The organism is Staphylococcus sp. MI 10-1553 (assembly GCF_010365305.1).
Lineage (GTDB): Bacteria > Bacillota > Bacilli > Staphylococcales > Staphylococcaceae > Staphylococcus.
Genome location: NZ_CP048279.1, coordinates 2722171 through 2742757, shown reverse-complemented (window position 1 = coordinate 2742757; position 20587 = coordinate 2722171). Strand labels below are relative to the sequence as shown.

The 20587-nt window shown below is 42.6% G+C and carries 11 protein-coding genes, 1 tRNA gene, 2 rRNA genes and 1 other RNA gene; all 15 read left to right on the top strand.

The window, feature by feature from the left end; genetic code table 11:
* Positions 1-88: 88 nt before the first annotated feature.
* Positions 89-4594 (top strand): glutamate synthase large subunit, encoded by a 4506-nt coding sequence (gene gltB / locus GZH82_RS13055; protein ID WP_162682832.1) that lies wholly within the window; start codon positions 89-91, stop codon positions 4592-4594.
* A 12-nt stretch (positions 4595-4606) separates the two neighbouring features.
* A complete protein-coding gene (locus GZH82_RS13050; protein ID WP_162682831.1) occupies positions 4607-6064 on the top strand; it encodes a glutamate synthase subunit beta in 1458 nt (485 codons plus the stop codon).
* A gap of 66 nt (positions 6065-6130) precedes the next feature.
* Positions 6131-6223 (top strand) — tRNA-Ser (locus tag GZH82_RS13045).
* Positions 6224-6554: 331 nt separating this feature from the next.
* Positions 6555-6782: a type II toxin-antitoxin system RelB family antitoxin gene (relB, locus tag GZH82_RS13040; protein WP_162682830.1), complete on the top strand. Its 228-nt coding sequence runs from the start codon at positions 6555-6557 to the stop codon at positions 6780-6782.
* Positions 6779-7051 carry a type II toxin-antitoxin system RelE family toxin gene (locus GZH82_RS13035; RefSeq protein ID WP_162682829.1) on the top strand — a complete coding sequence of 91 codons (273 nt, stop codon included), beginning with the start codon at positions 6779-6781 and terminating at the stop codon, positions 7049-7051. The genes relB and GZH82_RS13035 overlap by 4 nt, the downstream gene beginning before the upstream one ends.
* Before the next feature lie 446 nt (positions 7052-7497).
* Entirely contained in the window at positions 7498-8940 is a 1443-nt protein-coding gene (treP, locus tag GZH82_RS13030; RefSeq protein WP_162682828.1) for a PTS system trehalose-specific EIIBC component, read from the top strand.
* Positions 8941-8980: 40 nt separating this feature from the next.
* Positions 8981-10612 (top strand): alpha,alpha-phosphotrehalase, encoded by a 1632-nt coding sequence (gene treC / locus GZH82_RS13025; RefSeq protein ID WP_162682827.1) that lies wholly within the window; start codon positions 8981-8983, stop codon positions 10610-10612.
* A 22-nt stretch (positions 10613-10634) separates the two neighbouring features.
* Entirely contained in the window at positions 10635-11369 is a 735-nt protein-coding gene (gene treR, locus GZH82_RS13020) for a trehalose operon repressor (RefSeq protein ID WP_162682826.1), read from the top strand.
* An 85-nt stretch (positions 11370-11454) separates the two neighbouring features.
* Positions 11455-11724: signal recognition particle sRNA large type (gene ffs, locus GZH82_RS13015), an RNA gene on the top strand.
* A gap of 102 nt (positions 11725-11826) precedes the next feature.
* On the top strand, positions 11827-12360 hold the full coding sequence (locus GZH82_RS13010) for a GNAT family N-acetyltransferase (RefSeq protein WP_162682825.1): 534 nt from the start codon (positions 11827-11829) through the stop codon (positions 12358-12360).
* Positions 12361-12426: 66 nt separating this feature from the next.
* Positions 12427-14127 (top strand): DNA polymerase III subunit gamma/tau, encoded by a 1701-nt coding sequence (dnaX, locus tag GZH82_RS13005; RefSeq protein WP_162682824.1) that lies wholly within the window; start codon positions 12427-12429, stop codon positions 14125-14127.
* A 91-nt stretch (positions 14128-14218) separates the two neighbouring features.
* Positions 14219-14539: a YbaB/EbfC family nucleoid-associated protein gene (locus GZH82_RS13000; protein ID WP_019166099.1), complete on the top strand. Its 321-nt coding sequence runs from the start codon at positions 14219-14221 to the stop codon at positions 14537-14539.
* Position 14540: 1 nt separating this feature from the next.
* The gene (recR, locus tag GZH82_RS12995) at positions 14541-15137 is read left to right on the top strand and encodes a recombination mediator RecR (protein ID WP_014614826.1); all 597 of its coding nucleotides are present in this window, start codon (positions 14541-14543) and stop codon (positions 15135-15137) included.
* A gap of 526 nt (positions 15138-15663) precedes the next feature.
* Positions 15664-17214, top strand: a 16S ribosomal RNA gene (locus GZH82_RS12990).
* Between the two features lie 382 nt (positions 17215-17596).
* Positions 17597-20518 (top strand): 23S ribosomal RNA (locus GZH82_RS12985).
* Together the 16S and 23S rRNA genes form the textbook arrangement of a ribosomal RNA operon.
* The last annotated feature ends 69 nt before the right edge of the window (positions 20519-20587 follow it).

The following is a 20587-nucleotide window of genomic DNA, read 5'->3' as shown; positions in this document are numbered from 1 at the left end:
AATTAGATAGATTTCATCTCAAGTATATATTGATGTGATAAATCGCTTTGCTATATAGTTGAATTATTACTAAAGAGAGGTGTCAGAAATGTCTAATAATTATTTAAATTCCAAAATCGGACTTTATGACAGTCGTGAAGAACATGATGCGTGTGGGATTGGATTTTACGCGAATATGAATAATGAACGTTCTCATGAGATTGTGGAAAAGTCTTTAGAAATGTTACGCCGTCTCGATCACCGTGGAGGTATCGGTGCAGATGGTATAACAGGTGATGGTGCAGGCATTATGACAGAAGTGCCTTATCAATATTTCTCGGAAGTCACTGATTTTGATTTGCCAGCTGAAGGTGACTATGCGGTAGGCATGTTGTTTGCCAACGTCATGATTTCTGACACAAAACATGAAGCGGCAATTGCATCAACATTTGAAGGAGAAGGATTGCGTGTAATCGGTTATCGTCAAGTGCCGGTCGACGTGACGTGTCTCGCACCGCATGTGGCAGAAACGATGCCGGTCATTCAACAAATGTTCGTTGTGAATGATAGCGCTGCAGACTTTAAGCGTGCATTGTACCTTGCGCGTAAACAAATCGAAAAATATGGTGAAAGTACACAGTTAGCATTGTATTTTACGAGTTTATCGACACGTACCATTGTCTATAAAGGGTGGTTGCGTTCAGACCAAATTAAATCATTATATGTCGATTTACAACATCCGTCCTACGTATCGAAATTTGGTTCGGTACACTCGCGTTTTAGTACGAATACATTTCCAAGTTGGGAGCGTGCACATCCAAACCGCTTGCTCATGCATAATGGTGAGATTAATACGATTCAAGGTAATGTGAACTGGATGCGTGCCCGTCAACGCCGCTTAATTGAAACGATTTTCGGCGAGGAGCAACATAAGGTGCATCAAGTGTTGGATGAATCGGGCAGTGACTCGGCAATTGTGGACAATGCGTTAGAGTTTTTAAGTTTAGCGATGTCTCCTGAACAAGCAGCGATGTTACTCATTCCAGAACCGTGGTTGTATAACGAAAGTAATGATCCGAAAGTACGCGCATTTTATGAATTTTATAGCTATTTAATGGAGCCGTGGGATGGACCGACAATGATTTCGTTCTGTGATGGTGACAAGTTAGGGGCTTTGACCGATCGAAATGGCTTGCGACCAGGCCGTTATACGATTACGAAACGAAATGAAATCGTCTTTTCATCAGAAGTCGGTGTCGTGGATGTAGACGAAGCAGATGTTGTATTTAAAGGGCAACTGAATCCAGGTAAGCTATTGCTTGTCGACTTTAATCAACATAAAGTCATCGAAAACCATGAATTGAAAACCGCGATTGCAGAGCAGCAACCGTATTTGGAATGGTTGGAAACATATCAGCACAAGCCCGATTTAGAAGCGGTCCCTTATGCAGGTGGACCTGTCACTGTAGACCATGTTCTTAAAATGCAACAACGCTTTGGCTATACGAAAGAAGAGTTGGACAAATATTTAACTGAACTCGTTACGGGTGGCAAAGATCCTATTGGGGCAATGGGTTATGACGCGCCACTAGCTGTACTCAGTGAGCAACCTGAGTCACTGTTTAACTATTTCAAACAACTCTTTGCACAAGTGACGAACCCACCGATTGATGCATATCGTGAAAAAATTGTAACGAGTGAATTAAGTTATTTAGGTAAAGAAGGCAACTTGCTCGAACCTGGGCCAGATGTCCTCAAGCGGGTTCAACTCAAACATCCTGTGTTGACACCGGCACAATTAGACGTCATCGGACAAGAAGGCTTTACGCTAGCAGAGTTTTCGACAGGTTACACAAATGGATTAAAAGAGGCGCTAGATAACTTAGGAAAAGCGGTCGTCAAAGCGGTACGTCAAGGGGCAGAAATCATTGTGTTGAATGATAGTGACGTGACCGAAGTAAACCAGTATGCGATGCCGATTTTATTAGCAGTGAGTCATATTCATCAATTATTAATTCGTGAAAATTTACGGATGCAAACGAGTATCGTCGCAAGTTCTGGTGAAACACGGGAAGTCCATCACCTCGCTTGTTTAGTCGGTTACGGTGCGAATGCAGTCATTCCGTATCTTGCACAACAAACGATTGCACAATTGACAGAGCGCGGTAGATTAGACGGTGTAGTGGCCGATAATGTCGCGCGTTACAACGCCATTTTATCAGAGGGACTGATTAAAGTGATGGCGAAAATGGGTATCTCTACGGTTCAAAGTTACCAAGGGGCACAAATCTTTGAAGCGGTAGGGTTGTCAGAATCAGTTATTGACGACTATTTCACGGGCACAACTTCTAAATTATCGGGTATCTCCATTGAAACATTAGATGCCGAAAACAAGGCGCGCCAAACAATTAAAGGTGACACGTTAAACCCAGGAAGTACATTCCAATGGCGTCAACAAGGTCAACATCATACATTTAATCCAACAACGATTCGGTTACTCCAACATGCGTGTCGCGATAATGATTATGCACAGTTTAAAGCATTTTCTAAAGTAGCGAACGACCATACGAGCAGCCATATTCGAGACTTATTTGCTTTCAAATCACAACAGGCCATCGATATTGCACAAGTCGAACCGGTTGAGGAAATTGTGAAACGCTTTAAAACCGGGGCGATGAGTTACGGCTCAATTTCACAAGAAGCGCATCAAACATTAGCGGAAGCGATGAACCAACTCGGCGGTAAAAGCAATAGCGGTGAAGGTGGAGAAGCTTTATCACGCTATGAACCGCAAGCAGATGGACGCGACTTCAAAAGTGCGATCAAACAAGTGGCTTCAGGCCGTTTTGGTGTAACGAGTCATTATTTACAACATGCGAAAGAGATTCAAATCAAGGTTGCTCAAGGTGCTAAACCAGGGGAAGGCGGACAGTTGCCAGGCAGTAAAGTGTATCCATGGATTGCGGAGGTGCGTGGTTCAACACCAGGAATTGGCTTGATTTCGCCGCCCCCACATCACGATATTTATTCGATTGAAGACTTAGCCCAATTGATTCATGACTTGAAAAATGTCAATCGCGATGCAGACATTACCGTGAAACTCGTATCTAAATCAGGTGTCGGCACGATTGCGGCAGGGGTTGCGAAAGCATTTGCAGATAAAATCGTCATTAGTGGTTACGATGGCGGAACAGGTGCGTCACCGAAAACGAGTATTCAGCATGCAGGATTACCATGGGAGCTCGGTCTTGCAGAAACACATCAAACGCTCATGATGAATGATTTACGTTCACGTGTCCGTTTGGAAACAGATGGTAAGTTATTGACAGGTAAAGATGTCGCATATGCATGTATGTTAGGTGCGGAAGAATTCGGTTTTGCGACAGCACCGTTAGTCGTCTTAGGTTGTATTATGATGCGTGTCTGTCATAAAGATACATGTCCAGTCGGTATTGCCACACAAAATGGTGACTTGCGTAAATTATACACAGGTAAAGCGCAACATGTGGTGAATTATATGCATTTCGTAGCCGAGGAATTGCGTGAAATTATGGCAGAACTCGGTATTCGTACAGTCGATGAGCTTGTCGGACGTACAGATTTACTGAAACGTTCAGCTGTTGCCTATCATCATCCAAAAGCACGTGAAATGAAGTTAGAAAACTTGCTTTATCAACATGATGGTCCACGTACAAAAGAGATTGAACAGCGTCACGGTCTCGAATATGGCTTTGATTTGACGACGTTATTACCAGCAACGCAAGCGCATATTCAAGCAGGCAGTCACTTTAAAGGTCAGTTCGAAGTAGGTAATGAACAGCGTAACGTCGGTGTCATTACAGGTAGTGAAATCACGCGCGCACACGGCTTGAATGGCTTGCCAACAGATACGATTGTGGCAGAAACACACGGGCATGCCGGTCAAAGTTTAGGCGCATGGATGCCACAAGGATTGACGCTACATCATACTGGTGATGCGAATGACTATGTGGGTAAAGGATTATCTGGCGGTAAAATTGTCGTCAATGCACCCAATGTCGCACGTGAAGACGAAATCATTGTCGGCAATGTTTGTTTCTATGGTGCGACGAAAGGTGAAGCGTATATAAATGGACGTGCTGGTGAACGTTTCTGTATCCGTAATAGTGGCGTACAAGTTGTCGTTGAAGGTGTCGGTGATCATGGTCTTGAATATATGACAGGCGGGCGTGTCGTCATATTAGGTGATGTCGGCAAAAACTTTGGACAAGGTATGAGTGGTGGTGTGTGTTACGCGTTCCCTTCAGATGTTGAACAGTTTAAAGCGCACAATCAACTTGCAACATTAGATTTTGATGTTGTTGAGGATGAAGCGGAAAAAGGAATGTTAAAAGGCATGTTGGAACGTCACCTCGCTTATACAGAAAGTCAAAAAGCAGCAGTGATTTTAGCTGATTTTGAGGCGCAGTTACAGCAATGTGTCAAAGTCATTCCGAAAGATTATAAGCAAATGGTTCAAAAAATTCATTATCATCAGCAACAACGTGCATCACAAGACGAAGCGTTATTAGCCGCATTTAATGATGATCAAAATATAGATAAAGTGGCACAAGCGGAACCGATTGCTGTGTACTAAAGGAGGCTCATTATGGGTGAATTTAAAGGTTTTATGAAATATGATAAACAAAAGCTCGCAGAAATGCCTCTAGAGACACGCATTAATCACTATGAGGCATATCAGTCACGTTTCTCACAAGAAGATGCACAACAACAAGGGGCACGGTGCATGGATTGTGGAACGCCATTTTGCCAAGTGGGTGAAATGGTCGAACGTGAAACAGTAGGCTGTCCGCTCGGTAACTATATCCCAGAATGGAATGATTTAGTGTATCGCGGTGACTTTAAAATGGCATACGAACGTTTAGCGGAGACGAACAATTTTCCGGACTTTACAGGTTATATTTGTCCAGCTCCGTGTGAAGCATCATGTGTCATGAAAATTAACCGTGAATCTGTAGCTATTAAAGGGATTGAAAGAACCATTATTGACGAAGCGTTTGAACAAGGATGGGTGAAGCCAAGAATCCCTTCAGAACGTCGTGATGAAAAAGTAGCGATTATCGGGAGTGGCCCTGCAGGATTAGCTGCAGCGGAAGAGTTGAATGCATTAGGATATCAAGTCGTAGTTTATGAGAAAAATGCCAAACCAGGTGGCTTACTGACTTATGGTATTCCGAATATGAAACTCGATAAAGGAGTTGTGTTTCGACGTATTCGTTTATTAGAAGAAGCAGGTATTACTTTTAATTGTAATGTAGAAATTGGTAAAGATGTGAGTAAAAGTGAACTGGATGAGACGTATGATGCCGTCGTCGTTTGTACAGGTGCAGAAAAGCCGCGTGACTTGCCGTTAGAAGGTCGTATGGGTCGCGGTATTCATTTTGCGATGGATTATCTGACTGAACAAACGCAATTGTTATTGAATGAAACGGATACGCAAACGATTTCGGCTCAAGGTAAAAAAGTCGTGGTCATTGGTGACGGTGATACAGGGGCTGACTGTGTTGCGACAGCATTGCGTGATGGTTGCGAATCAATTATTCAATTCAACCGGAAAGCACGTAAACCTGAAAGCTTTGAATTTAACTATAGCTGGCCGCTCGCACAACCTGTATTGAAAAAAGACTATGCCCACCAAGAATATGAAGCGAAATATGGTCAAGAACCCCGTGCATATGGTATTCAAACGATGCGCTTCGATGTCGATGAGTTAGGGGATGTCCGTGGTATTTATGCGCAAGTCCAACGTGATCATGCTGACGGTACTATTGTAGGGGATGATCGAGAAATTTTTATTCCGGCTGACCTGGTCTTGCTTGCGATTGGCTTTGAAGGTGTAAAATCACCATTGGCACACGCGTTGCAGTTAAAAGTAGAGCGTCAAAAAATTGTGGCGGACACAAAAGATTATCGTACCAATCAGTCAAAATATTTTGTAGCAGGAGATGCACGACGCGGTCAAAGTCTCGTTGTTTGGGCTATTAAAGAAGGCCGTGAAGTCGCGCAATCAGTGCACCGCTACATAGCTGGAAAAGTTTTTATATAAATTTTGTAAAATTCTTGTTGACAATGTGAACGAGCTGTAATAATATATGTAATGTGCTCGTCACACGGAGGAATACCCAAGTCTGGCTGAAGGGATCGGTCTTGAAAACCGACAGGGGCTTAACGGCTCGCGGGGGTTCGAATCCCTCTTCCTCCGCCATTATAAGTAAAATCCAAGACTAATAGATATAAAAGCCAAACATTCAAGCGGTTGAATGCTTGGCTTTTTTTTGCGCTTTTTTAACTTAATTCAAGCAGAAGTTGCCCATCCTCTATGTGTGGGTGCTCATTGTCACTGTAAAATACACTTTTCAATACCTCCCTCTATATTGTCACCTCGTATAACAGGAATTAGGAATTGTAACACATTTGTGCTACAATTATAAATGTAGTGATGAGAGAGTACTTTATTATTTAAGTAGATGGTTTGATCGTCATTGTTTGATCTACAATGTTAACGGTATATTAAAAATAATTGAGGTGAAGCAATTATGGCTACAATTACAATTAGAGTCAGTGATGATGAGAAAGTTTTTTTAAAGTATATGGCAGATTTTTTAGGGTTGAGTTTGAGTGAAGTACTTAAACAATATACTTTCGAAGATTTAGAAGATATATATGATGCTAAGGTAGGAGATGAAGCGTTAAAAGAATATCGTGAAACAGGTCAAAACGCTTTGGATATTGAAGATGTAATGAAGCAATGGGATGTAAAATGAAATATTCATTGAAAATAAGTGAAAAAACTAACAAAAAACTAGGTAAAATGGATAAACCTACAAGAACCTTTTTGCTGAAATGGTTATATCATCATGTTCATCATTCTGAAAACCCTAGATTGCATGGCATAGCCTTACAAGGAGAATTATCTCATCTTTGGAGATATAGAATCGGTAAGTATAGGGCTATAGTAGAAATTCAAGATGACGAACTGGTGGTCCTTACTATTGATATAGGTCTGAGAGCCAGTATCTATAAAAGAAAATAGGATGATGGCACCGAAGAATAGCTTGTTGGATGCAACAAAAGACAACTCAGTAACATAAGAAAGTTAGAATTTATAGAAAAACACTTATTATGACGTTAGATGCTTGATTTTCTTTGTGAACGGATCAGAAAAAGACTTCGGGTTCTTTTCTTAATTGTGAGTACGCAATGATGCCAAGAACATTTATTTGGCGATGATACTATGAATAAATGAATAGTTTGTTAGCGTTTTAACGATAAGACTGGGAATGGATTTTCCTGGTCTTTTTTCCTACGACTCGGATAAAACAAATTTCTTCTTATCTTGATATTGTTGATAACTGAAAGCGCAATGGTTATCTTTAACGTGCGATGCATAAAATACAAATAAAAATGTAAGCCTTTACAAAACTTGTCTGTACAAGTTATAATTTGTACAGACAAGTTTCTAAATAGGGAGTGACAGTGATGGCAGTGAAAAAGAAAGATGTCCGTGATATTATCGAAGCAATTGGTGGAGAGGAAAATCTTCAATCTGCAACACATTGTGTGACGCGTTTGAGATTAGTGTTAAAAGATGACAATCAAGTGGATAAAGAGAAATTAAGCGAGAATCCACTTGTTAAAGGGCAATTTAAAGCAGATCAACAATATCAAATTGTGATTGGTCCTGGAACGGTGGACGAAGCATACAAGGTGTTGATGGAAGAAACGAATGCACAAGCTGTATCGAAAGACGAAGCGAAAGCACAAGCGGCCAAAAAGGGAAATCCGTTACAACGATTAATTAAGTTGCTTGGTGATATTTTCATTCCAATTCTGCCGGCGATCGTTACAGCAGGTTTGCTATTAGGGATTAATAACGTGTTGACGATGAAAGGTTTAGGTAACGCGCCTTCCATTATTGAAAGGTTTCCTCAAATTGCTGATTTCGCAAATATGATTAACGTCATTGCGACAACGGCATTTATCTTCTTGCCAGCATTAGTCGGATGGAGTGCAATGCGTGTATTTGGCGGCAATCCGGTATTAGGGATTGTGCTCGGGCTCGTTTTGATGCATCCACAGTTGTTATCACAATATGACATTGGTAAAGTTGATGAAATTCCAGCGTGGCACATTTTTGGTTTGAAGATCGAACAATTGAACTATCAAGGACAAGTGCTGCCTGTCCTCCTCGCAGCGTATGTGTTAGCGCAAATTGAAAAAGGGTTAAACAAGGTCGTCCATGATTCGATTAAACTGCTTGTGGTTGGTCCAGTAGCATTGTTAGTGACAGGATTTTTAGCCTTTTTATTCATTGGACCTATCGCGTTATGGATTGGTACAGGTATTACATCAGCGGTTCAATTTTTATTTGGCAATGCCGGCTGGTTTGGTGGTGCAGTTTACGGATTATTGTATGCGCCACTCGTAATTACGGGCTTACATCACATGTTTTTAGCGGTCGATTTCCAATTAATGGGAAGTGAACTTGGTGGTACGTACTTATGGCCAATTTTAGCGTTATCTAATATTGCGCAAGGTTCAGCAGCGTTTGGCGCATGGTTCGTATATAAACGTCGTAAAATGAATAAAGAACAAAGTTTAGCGATGACATCTAGTATTTCAGGATTATTAGGTGTTACAGAACCGGCAATGTTTGGTGTCAACTTGCCATTGAAATATCCATTCTTCGCTGCCATTTTAACGACGATGGTCACTGGTGCGATTGTAGGTGGCTCAGGTGTATTAGGTTCAGTCGGTGTCGGTGGCCTACCTGCGATTATTTCGATTAAATCGCAATTCTGGGGTGTTTTCGGTATTGCGACGTTGATTTCGCTAGTCGTACCAGCAGTGTTAACAATCATTTTCTCAAAATTAAGTCGTGAAAAAGCGAAAAAATGGTCAATGACAAACAGTAAGTTTTAACATGTTACGCAGCATAAAGAAAAAATAAGGTGGGTTTCACATGGTAAGGCAAGATTGGAAAAAATCAGTCGTATATCAGATTTATCCGAAGTCTTTTAACGATACGACAGGTAATGGGGAAGGCGATTTAAAAGGGATTATTGAAAAACTGGATTATTTACAATTTTTAGGTATCGATTATTTATGGCTCACACCGATTTACGATTCGCCGATGAATGATAACGGATATGACATTCGTGATTACTATCAAGTGAATTCGCAATTTGGGAATAAAGAAGATTTACGTACATTGATTGACAAAGCACATGCGCGTGGATTAAAAATTATGCTCGACATTGTCATCAATCATACATCAACAGAACACGAATGGTTTCAACAAGCGCAACAGTCGGTAGACAACCCATATCGAGATTATTACTTTTTTAGACGTTCAGAAGACGGACCACCGACGAACTGGCTATCGAAGTTTGGTGGAAACGCATGGCAATACGATGAGCAGACGGACGCATATTATTTACATTTATTTGATGTCACGCAAGCGGATTTGAACTGGGATAATCCAGAAGTGCGACACGCGCTGTACGAAATGATTCGGTATTGGATTGATTTCGGTGTAGATGGCTTTCGCTTTGACGTCATCAATTTGATTTCTAAAGATACGTTTGAAGACTCAGATGAAATCGGTAAAGAGTATTACACAGACGGGCCACGTGTTCATGACTATATCCATGAAATGAATCGACATACGTTTGGTGATTGCGAGATGATGACGGTTGGGGAAATGTCGTCTACATCTATTGACCATTGTATTCAATATACAAATCCAGAGCGCCAAGAGTTGAGCAGCGTATTTAACTTTCATCATTTAAAAGTCGACTATCGTGATGGACAAAAGTGGACGAACCAAAAATTCGATTTGTTGCAATTGAAGCAGATTTTAATGGAATGGCAAACGAAAATGTATGCTGGCAATGGTTGGAATGCGATTTTTTGGTGTAATCATGATCAACCTCGTGTTGTTTCAAGATTTGGTAGTGATGCGACTGAAGCGTTACGTCAACAAAGTGCCAAAACGTTAGCCATTGCCTTACATTTATTACAAGGGACACCCTATATTTACCAAGGTGAAGAAATTGGCATGACAGATCCACATTTCCAGTCGATTCAACAATATCGTGATGTGGAGTCGTTGAATGCGTATCGTGAAATGCGTGAAGCCGGGATAGACGAAGCGGAAATTTTAACGATACTCGGGCAAAAATCACGTGATAATTCACGAACACCGATGCAATGGAATGGTGAAGCGCATGCCGGTTTTACAACTGGAACGCCGTGGATTGAAGTGGCAGATAATTACGACACGGTGAATGTCGAAGCGGCCATGGCAGACTCGGAATCCATTTTATACACGTACAAAAAGTTAATTCAGTTGCGTCATGAACATGATATTGTGACGTATGGAGAAGTTGTGCCGCGCTATCTCGAACATCCACAACTCTTTGTGTATGAACGACGTTATCAAGGAGACACTTGGCTGATTATCGCGAATATGTCATCAGAAAAAGTGACATTGCCAGAAGATTTGGATCACTCTGGTTCGGTCGTCCTTCAAAATGGTATAATTGAAGGAAATGAACTCGAAGCATATGCAACAATCGTTGTAGCGAGATAATGAAAAGTGAGAGGCAAGTCGGATGAAAAATCAAAATAAATTTCAATATATTTATGAACGTTTACGTATAGCGATTTTGGATGGTGAATATGAATACGGTGAGCAATTACTTTCTGAACATCAGTTGGTGAAAAAATACAACGTGTCACGTGAAACAGTACGTAAAAGTTTGAACATGCTCGTATTAGATGGCATGATTCAAAAAATTCGTGGTAAAGGTTCGGTCGTCATTTATCAAGGAGTGACGGAGTTTCCATTTGCTGATTTGAAAAGCTTTAAAGAGGTTCAAACGCAACTTGGTCTTCATTACGAAACAGTCGTCGTCCGTTTTGAAAAGATAAAAGCGGCGGACGTACCTCAAGTGAAAAAAGCGCTGGAACTGACAACTGATGAAGAACTATGGCATTTCATTCGTTATCGTCAAATTGAAGGTGTGACGAAAATTGTTGATGAAGATTATGTGCGTGCGAATCTGTTTCCAGAGTTATCTGAAATGGTCGTTCAAAATTCTTTATACGATTATATTGAAAAAGTGAAAGGGTATGAGATTAGTTTTTCGAGCAAATCGATTACGTTCGAACCGTTTGGGGAATTGGAGCGTGCAGCATTTGGGGATGTGACGCCACAATATTCGGCAACTGTACGAGGCATCGTCCATTTGAAAGATACGACAAAATTTCAGTATAATGTATCTAAACATATTGCCACTGAATTTAAATTTATTGATTTTTCTAGACGACATTCACATTTATCATAATGGGTGAAACATTACATTATTTTCATTGCTTGCAATATTGATTATGCTTGCAATTCTAATCTGAAGTATAGTATTATTAGATGTACCGTGCTAAGCGGGGAGGTAGCGGTTCCCTTTACTCGAAATCCGCTTTACGCGAGGCCGAATTCCTTTGTGAAGGGTGCGTATTTGTGAAGTCTGCCCAGAGCACGAGGTGTTTGAAGATTTCGGTCCTATGCAATATGAACCCATGAACCATGTCAGGTCCTGACGGAAGCAGCATTAAGTGGATCCTCGTATGTGCCGTAGGGTAGCCGAGATTTAGCTGTCGACTCTGGTAACGTTTGTGATGCACATTCGACACAGAGGTGCACGGTTTTTAATATTAAATGTAATGTATGATGAATATAGATACAAGAGTGGCTGTTAAGAGTCGCTCTTTTTTTATATTTTATTTTAACGCAAAGGGGTTGAAGCAATGTCTATATTTTTAAGTACACCAACTGAAAATGATTATGAAGCAACATACGAAATGATTGCAACAGCATTTGAAGATGTTCCTGAATCTGACCATCAAGAACAACACCTCGTCAAACGTCTTCGCTTGTCACCGAATTATCGTTATGAATTAGAAGTCGTTGCGAAAACGGATGAAGGCGACATCATCGGTCACGGCATGTGTTCTGAAGTGACGATTCAAAACGACGACACGACGTATACCGCACTTGCATTAGCGCCGTTAGCTGTCGTGGCAGAATATCGCAATAAAGGGATTGGTCGAGCGCTCGTTCATGCTTTAGAGGAGCGTGCGTTTGCTGAGAACTTTACAGCGATTGTCGTGTTAGGGCATGTCGATTACTATCAAAAGTTAGGCTATGAGGAAGCAGCCACACATCATATTTTCGCGCCATTTGATGTACCGTCTGAAAATTATCGCGTCAAATTTTTGTGGGATACACTCGAGGATCCGCCCAACGGTAAAGTCATCTATCCAGAAGCTTTTTTTGAATAGGATGTCGCCATACAAATCAATCGCAACGTGCTATAATGAAACCATTGTTAATTTGGAGGTGCCAAATTGGATTACCAAGCATTATATCGTATGTTTCGCCCTCAAAGTTTTGAAGATGTTGTAGGACAGGAACATGTGACCAAAACACTTAAAAATGCTATTGCTAAAGGTAAACAGTCGCATGCTTATATTTTTAGTGGGCCACGTGGTACTGGGAAAACGAGTATCGCTAAAATATTTGCCAAAGCGATTAACTGTGAAGTACGCGATGACGGTGAACCGTGTAATGAATGTGCGAGTTGTAAAGGAATCACACAAGGATACAATTCTGATGTGATTGAAATTGACGCAGCAAGTAACAATGGTGTCGACGAAATTCGTAATATTCGTGATAAGGTGAAATATGCCCCGAGTGAATCGAAATATAAAGTGTATATTATTGACGAGGTGCATATGTTGACGACAGGGGCGTTCAATGCGTTGTTGAAAACGTTAGAAGAGCCGCCTGCACACGCCATTTTTATTCTTGCGACGACTGAACCCCATAAAATACCGCCGACGATTATTTCGCGTGCACAACGCTTTGACTTCAAGGCGATTAATGCCAACCGTATCGTGGACCGTTTGAGTTATGTAGCGCACCAACAACAGATTGAGTTTGATGAGGCTGCTTTGACGTTTATCGCTAAAGTGTCTGAAGGTGGGATGCGTGATGCGCTCAGTATTATGGACCAAGCGATTGCATTTGGCGACGAACGTTTGACATTAAAGGATGCTTTAGATGTGACGGGGAGTTTGGATGAGTCTGACCTCAACGCCCTTTTCCAAGACATTGTTCAAGGCCATGTCCATGAAGCCTTCGAACGCTATCACCAATTCGTCAGTGAAGGTAAAGAAGTGAATCGTCTTATTAATGATATGATTTATTTTGTAAGAGATACGATTATGGCAAAAACGACGCAATTAGAAACGGAATACGACGCGCTCATGTCATTCGATTTAGAAGTGTTATACAAAATGATAGATGTCATTAACGACACACTCGTATCTATTCGATTTAGTGTGAATCAAAACGTCCATCTAGAAGTCTTGCTCGTGAAGTTATCTGAAATGGTGAAAGAAGTGGGTCGCACAGGTGAAGTCGTAGTCAATCATGCGCCAACTGAACAACATGACGCTATGATTAGACGAATGGAAGCATTGGAGTCTGAGTTACAAACATTAAAATCTCAAGGCTTCTCAACAGCGACTGCACCACCTAAACCACAAGCACCAGCCAAACGTCGGGGAAGCGGTTCGACATATTCTGTTGAACAAATTGCGAAAGTATTGGATAAAGCGAATAAAGAAGACATTGCGCTTATTAAAGAACGCTGGGCAGATGTCATTCAATATGCGAAAGATCGTAATCAAAAGTCGCTCGTCAGCCTGCTTCAAAATTCAGAGCCTGTCGCGGCAAGTGAAGATAAAGTGTTAATCAAATTTGACGAAGAAATTCATTGTGAAATTTTGAAAAAAGACGAAGAGAAAAAGCAAAGTATTGAAAATGTCGTGAAAGATATGATTAACAAATCTGTAGAAGTCGTCGGTGTCCCTGCAGATAAGTGGATGCAGGTGCGCAGTGATTACATTTCAAATCGTAAACGCGGTAATCAACAGACATCATCAGAAGCGGAAAAACCGGCTGAACAACAAAATGACGTCGTACAAACTGCGAAAGATTTGTTCGGTGAAGAGATGGTGCATCTGATGGACGAAGAAACATGACAAGTGACTGAAAGGTATGTATAATTGAAATCGAATCTAAGAGAGACAAACTCTTATTATAATAGAGTTGAAAATTAAGGAGGATTTATTTATGCGCGGTGGCGGAAATATGCAACAAATGATGAAACAAATGCAAAAAATGCAAAAGAAAATGGCAGAAGAGCAAGAAAAATTAAAAGAAGAACACGTTGAAGGAACAGCTGGCGGTGGCATGGTCAAAGTTGTTGTTTCTGGACATAAAGAAGTGGTCGATGTCATCATTAACGAAGAAGTAGTAGACCCAGAAGACGTAGAAATGTTACAAGACTTAGTATTAGCTGCAACGAATGAAGCAATGAACAAAGCAGACGAGTTAACAGCTGAACGTTTAGGAAAACATACTAAAGGTCTTAACATCCCAGGAATGATGTAAGATGCATTATCCTCAACCGATATCGAAATTGATTGATAGTTTCATGAAATTGCCAGGCATTGGTCCTAAGACGGCTCAACGTCTGGCATTTCACGTACTAGATATGAAAGAAGATGACGTCGTGCAATTTGCTAAAGCGCTCGTGGATGTCAAACGAGAATTAACCTATTGTAGTGTATGCGGACATATTACCGAACAAGACCCTTGTTATATTTGTGAAGACAAACAGCGCGATCGTTCAATGATTTGTGTCGTTGAAGATGATAAAGATGTGATTGCAATGGAGAAAATGAAAGAATATAAAGGGCTATATCATGTGCTACACGGGACGATTTCACCTATGGATGGTATCGGACCTGAAGACATCAATATTCCAAGTTTAGTAGAACGCCTAAAGGATGAAGGGGTCAAAGAGTTGATTTTAGCTATGAACCCGAATTTAGAAGGTGAATCTACAGCGATGTACATTTCACGCCTTGTTAAACCATTGGGCATTCGTGTAACGAGACTTGCACAAGGTCTGTCAGTAGGTGGCGATTTGGAATATGCTGATGAAGTGACATTGTCGAGAGCGATTTCTGGACGTACGGAAATGTAATTGTTTTATCTTAATATGAAGAAAAGCGACATGGGTTGTTGAATACTCATGTTGCTTTTCTTTTTTGGTGTTACCGATTTGGAATATTATGCATGAAAAGATGAGGTTTTAAAATGTGTGCGTAGGTAATGATTAGGGTGAGGCTGGGTGAAATGGAATATTTAATTGCATCTTTTTCAATTAATCCTAAAAATAAAAAACAACAATGTGCGCTTTATATAACAAAGTGACTGAAATGGTGTAATTTTTATGATTGTTAAACTGTTTAAAAGCCTGTATAGTTATATCTTGTTGAGCGACACAATAAGTTGCCACAACGAAGACGAAAAATTAATTAAAAAAAGTTGTTGACTTTATCAAATGACTTATGTATAATTAATTCTTGTCGAGTCAAAAAAGAAATGAAATGAACATTGAAAACTGAATGACAATATGTCAACGTTAATTCCGATAATTTGAGTACTTCAAAAGTACTTTCAAGAGTGATTGACTTAAACAATCAACGAGCTATATCAAGCTTACTTCTTTTATGGAGAGTTTGATCCTGGCTCAGGATGAACGCTGGCGGCGTGCCTAATACATGCAAGTCGAGCGAACAGATGAGGAGCTTGCTCCTTTGATGTTAGCGGCGGACGGGTGAGTAACACGTGGGTAACCTACCTATAAGACTGGAATAACTCCGGGAAACCGGGGCTAATGCCGGATAACATGTTGAACCGCATGGTTCTACAGTGAAAGACGGTTTTGCTGTCACTTATAGATGGACCCGCGCCGTATTAGCTAGTTGGTGGGGTAACGGCCTACCAAGGCGACGATACGTAGCCGACCTGAGAGGGTGATCGGCCACACTGGAACTGAGACACGGTCCAGACTCCTACGGGAGGCAGCAGTAGGGAATCTTCCGCAATGGGCGAAAGCCTGACGGAGCAACGCCGCGTGAGTGATGAAGGTCTTCGGATCGTAAAGCTCTGTTGTTAGGGAAGAACAAATGTGTAAGTAACTGTGCACATCTTGACGGTACCTAACCAGAAAGCCACGGCTAACTACGTGCCAGCAGCCGCGGTAATACGTAGGTGGCAAGCGTTATCCGGAATTATTGGGCGTAAAGCGCGCGTAGGCGGTTTTTTAAGTCTGATGTGAAAGCCCACGGCTCAACCGTGGAGGGTCATTGGAAACTGGAAAACTTGAGTGCAGAAGAGGAAAGTGGAATTCCATGTGTAGCGGTGAAATGCGCAGAGATATGGAGGAACACCAGTGGCGAAGGCGGCTTTCTGGTCTGTAACTGACGCTGATGTGCGAAAGCGTGGGGATCAAACAGGATTAGATACCCTGGTAGTCCACGCCGTAAACGATGAGTGCTAAGTGTTAGGGGGTTTCCGCCCCTTAGTGCTGCAGCTAACGCATTAAGCACTCCGCCTGGGGAGTACGGTCGCAAGACTGAAACTCAAAGGAATTGACGGGGACCCGCACAAGCGGTGGAGCATGTGGTTTAATTCGAAGCAACGCGAAGAACCTTACCAAATCTTGACATCCTTTGACCGCTCTAGAGATAGAGTTTTCCTCTTCGGAGGACAAAGTGACAGGTGGTGCATGGTTGTCGTCAGCTCGTGTCGTGAGATGTTGGGTTAAGTCCCGCAACGAGCGCAACCCTTGAGCTTAGTTGCCATCATTCAGTTGGGCACTCTAAGTTGACTGCCGGTGACAAACCGGAGGAAGGTGGGGATGACGTCAAATCATCATGCCCCTTATGATTTGGGCTACACACGTGCTACAATGGACAATACAAAGGGCAGCAAAACCGCGAGGTCAAGCAAATCCCATAAAGTTGTTCTCAGTTCGGATTGTAGTCTGCAACTCGACTACATGAAGCTGGAATCGCTAGTAATCGTAGATCAGCATGCTACGGTGAATACGTTCCCGGGTCTTGTACACACCGCCCGTCACACCACGAGAGTTTGTAACACCCGAAGCCGGTGGAGTAACCATTTGGAGCTAGCCGTCGAAGGTGGGACAAATGATTGGGGTGAAGTCGTAACAAGGTAGCCGTATCGGAAGGTGCGGCTGGATCACCTCCTTTCTAAGGATAATATACGGAATATCACCATTAGGTGATAAGCGGATTAACGTGACATATTGTATTCAGTTTTGAATGCTCATTTATTTGAGGATTCAGAATGATTTGTACATTGAAAACTAGATAAGTAAGTATAGATTTTACCAAGCAAAACCGAGTGACAAGCGTTTAAAAGCTTGAAACAAAAATTATCGCTAGTCGTCATTTGACGACTCACATAATTAATAACTGGTGATGGTAAGCATCGTATTTTGATTGCACAAACGTTGATGAAAACGCTTGTCAGTCAACGCATTTCTTGATGAGCGCAGTGAAGTTTACTTTTCGTAAATGAACAAGCAAAGAAAGAAATAAGGAAGAATGCGAGCGTTTATCATAACGTTTAGATTAAGTTATTAAGGGCGCACGGTGGATGCCTTGGCACTAGAAGCCGATGAAGGACGTTACTAACGACGATATGCTTTGGGGAGCTGTAAGTAAGCTTTGATCCAGAGATTTCCGAATGGGGAAACCCAGCACGAGTTATGTCGTGTTATCTGCATGTGAATACATAGCATGCAAGAAGGCAGACCCGGAGAACTGAAACATCTTAGTACCCGGAGGAAGAGAAAGAAAAATCGATTCCCTGAGTAGCGGCGAGCGAAACGGGAAGAGCCCAAACCAATAAGCTTGCTTATTGGGGTTGTAGGACACTCTGTACGGAGTTACAAAAGAATTTGTTAGACGAATAACCTGGAAAGGTTAATCATAGAAGGTAATAATCCTGTAGTCGAAAATGAATTCTCTCTTGAGTGGATCCTGAGTACGACGGAGCACGTGAAATTCCGTCGGAATCTGGGAGGACCATCTCCTAAGGCTAAATACTCTCTAGTGACCGATAGTGAACCAGTACCGTGAGGGAAAGGTGAAAAGTACCCCGGAAGGGGAGTGAAAGAGAACTTGAAACCGTGTGCTTACAAGTAGTCAGAGCCCGTTAATGGGTGATGGCGTGCCTTTTGTAGAATGAACCGGCGAGTTACGATCTGATGCAAGGTTAAGCAGAAAATGTGGAGCCGTAGCGAAAGCGAGTCTGAATAGGGCGAATGAGTATTTGGTCGTAGACCCGAAACCAGGTGATCTACCCTTGGTCAGGTTGAAGTTCAGGTAACACTGAATGGAGGACCGAACCGACTTACGTTGAAAAGTGAGCGGATGAACTGAGGGTAGCGGAGAAATTCCAATCGAACTTGGAGATAGCTGGTTCTCTCCGAAATAGCTTTAGGGCTAGCCTCAAGTGATGATTATTGGAGGTAGAGCACTGTTTGGACGAGGGGCCCCTCTCGGGTTACCGAATTCAGACAAACTCCGAATGCCAAATAATTTAACTTGGGAGTCAGAATGTGGGTGATAAGGTCCATATTCGAAAGGGAAACAGCCCAGACCACCAGCTAAGGTCCCAAAATATATGTTAAGTGGAAAAGGATGTGGCGTTGCCCAGACAACTAGGATGTTGGCTTAGAAGCAGCCATCATTTAAAGAGTGCGTAATAGCTCACTAGTCGAGTGACACTGCGCCGAAAATGTACCGGGGCTAAACATATTACCGAAGCTGTGGATTGTCCTTTGGACAATGGTAGGAGAGCGTTCTAAGGGCGTTGAAGCATGATCGCAAGGACATGTGGAGCGCTTAGAAGTGAGAATGCCGGTGTGAGTAGCGAAAGACGGGTGAGAATCCCGTCCACCGATTGACTAAGGTTTCCAGAGGAAGGCTCGTCCGCTCTGGGTTAGTCGGGTCCTAAGCTGAGGCCGACAGGCGTAGGCGATGGATAACAGGTTGATATTCCTGTACCACCATGATTCGTTTTAAGCGATGGGGGGACGCAGTAGGATAGGCGAAGCGTGCTGTTGGAGTGCACGTCCAAGCAGTGAGATTGAGTGTTAGGCAAATCCGGCACTCTTAAGATTGAGCTGTGATGGGGAGAGGAACTTGTTCCTCGAGTCGTTGATTTCACACTGCCGAGAAAAGCCTCTAGCTAGAATAATGGTGCCCGTACCGCAAACCGACACAGGTAGTCAAGATGAGAATTCTAAGGTGAGCGAGCGAACTCTCGTTAAGGAACTCGGCAAAATGACCCCGTAACTTCGGGAGAAGGGGTGCTCTTTGAGGTTCACGCTTCGAAGAGCCGCAGTGAATAGGCCCAAGCGACTGTTTATCAAAAACACAGGTCTCTGCTAAACCGTAAGGTGACGTATAGGGGCTGACGCCTGCCCGGTGCTGGAAGGTTAAGAGGAGTGGTTAGCGCAAGCGAAGCTACGAATCGAAGCCCCAGTAAACGGCGGCCGTAACTATAACGGTCCTAAGGTAGCGAAATTCCTTGTCGGGTAAGTTCCGACCCGCACGAAAGGCGTAACGATTTGGGCACTGTCTCAACGAGAGACTCGGTGAAATCATAGTACCGGTGAAGATGCCGGTTACCCGCGACAGGACGGAAAGACCCCGTGGAGCTTTACTGTAGCCTGATATTGAAATTCGGTACAGTTTGTACAGGATAGGTAGGAGCCTTAGAAGCGTGAGCGCTAGCTTACGTGGAGGCATTGGTGGGATACTACCCTAATTGTATTGGATTTCTAACCCGCAGCACTTATCGTGCTGGGAGACAGTGTCAGGCGGGCAGTTTGACTGGGGCGGTCGCCTCCTAAAGAGTAACGGAGGCGCTCAAAGGTTCCCTCAGAATGGTTGGAAATCATTCATAGAGTGTAAAGGCATAAGGGAGCTTGACTGCGAGACCTACAAGTCGAGCAGGGTCGAAAGACGGACTTAGTGATCCGGTGGTTCCGCATGGAAGGGCCATCGCTCAACGGATAAAAGCTACCCCGGGGATAACAGGCTTATCTCCCCCAAGAGTTCACATCGACGGGGAGGTTTGGCACCTCGATGTCGGCTCATCGCATCCTGGGGCTGTAGTCGGTCCCAAGGGTTGGGCTGTTCGCCCATTAAAGCGGTACGCGAGCTGGGTTCAGAACGTCGTGAGACAGTTCGGTCCCTATCCGTCGTGGGCGTAGGAAATTTGAGAGGAGCTGTCCTTAGTACGAGAGGACCGGGATGGACATACCTCTGGTGTACCAGTTGTCGTGCCAACGGCATAGCTGGGTAGCTATGTATGGACGGGATAAGTGCTGAAAGCATCTAAGCATGAAGCCCCCCTCGAGATGAGATTTCCCAACTTTGGTTATAAGATCCCTCAAAGATGATGAGGTTAATAGGTTCGAGGTGGAAGCGTAGCGATACGTGGAGCTGACGAATACTAATCGATCGAAGACTTAATCAAATAATTGTTCATAAGGTAATGCTTGTGATAAATATACTTACTATCTAGTTTTGAATGTATAACATTCTA

Coding starts and splice junctions, on each gene's coding strand:
- gltB (WP_162682832.1), top strand. CDS start 89: ATGTCTAATAATTATTTAAATTCCAAAATCGGACTTTATGACAGTCGT.
- GZH82_RS13050 (WP_162682831.1), top strand. CDS start 4,607: ATGGGTGAATTTAAAGGTTTTATGAAATATGATAAACAAAAGCTCGCA.
- relB (WP_162682830.1), top strand. CDS start 6,555: ATGGCTACAATTACAATTAGAGTCAGTGATGATGAGAAAGTTTTTTTA.
- GZH82_RS13035 (WP_162682829.1), top strand. CDS start 6,779: ATGAAATATTCATTGAAAATAAGTGAAAAAACTAACAAAAAACTAGGT.
- treP (WP_162682828.1), top strand. CDS start 7,498: ATGGCAGTGAAAAAGAAAGATGTCCGTGATATTATCGAAGCAATTGGT.
- treC (WP_162682827.1), top strand. CDS start 8,981: ATGGTAAGGCAAGATTGGAAAAAATCAGTCGTATATCAGATTTATCCG.
- treR (WP_162682826.1), top strand. CDS start 10,635: ATGAAAAATCAAAATAAATTTCAATATATTTATGAACGTTTACGTATA.
- GZH82_RS13010 (WP_162682825.1), top strand. CDS start 11,827: ATGTCTATATTTTTAAGTACACCAACTGAAAATGATTATGAAGCAACA.
- GZH82_RS13000 (WP_019166099.1), top strand. CDS start 14,219: ATGCGCGGTGGCGGAAATATGCAACAAATGATGAAACAAATGCAAAAA.
- recR (WP_014614826.1), top strand. CDS start 14,541: ATGCATTATCCTCAACCGATATCGAAATTGATTGATAGTTTCATGAAA.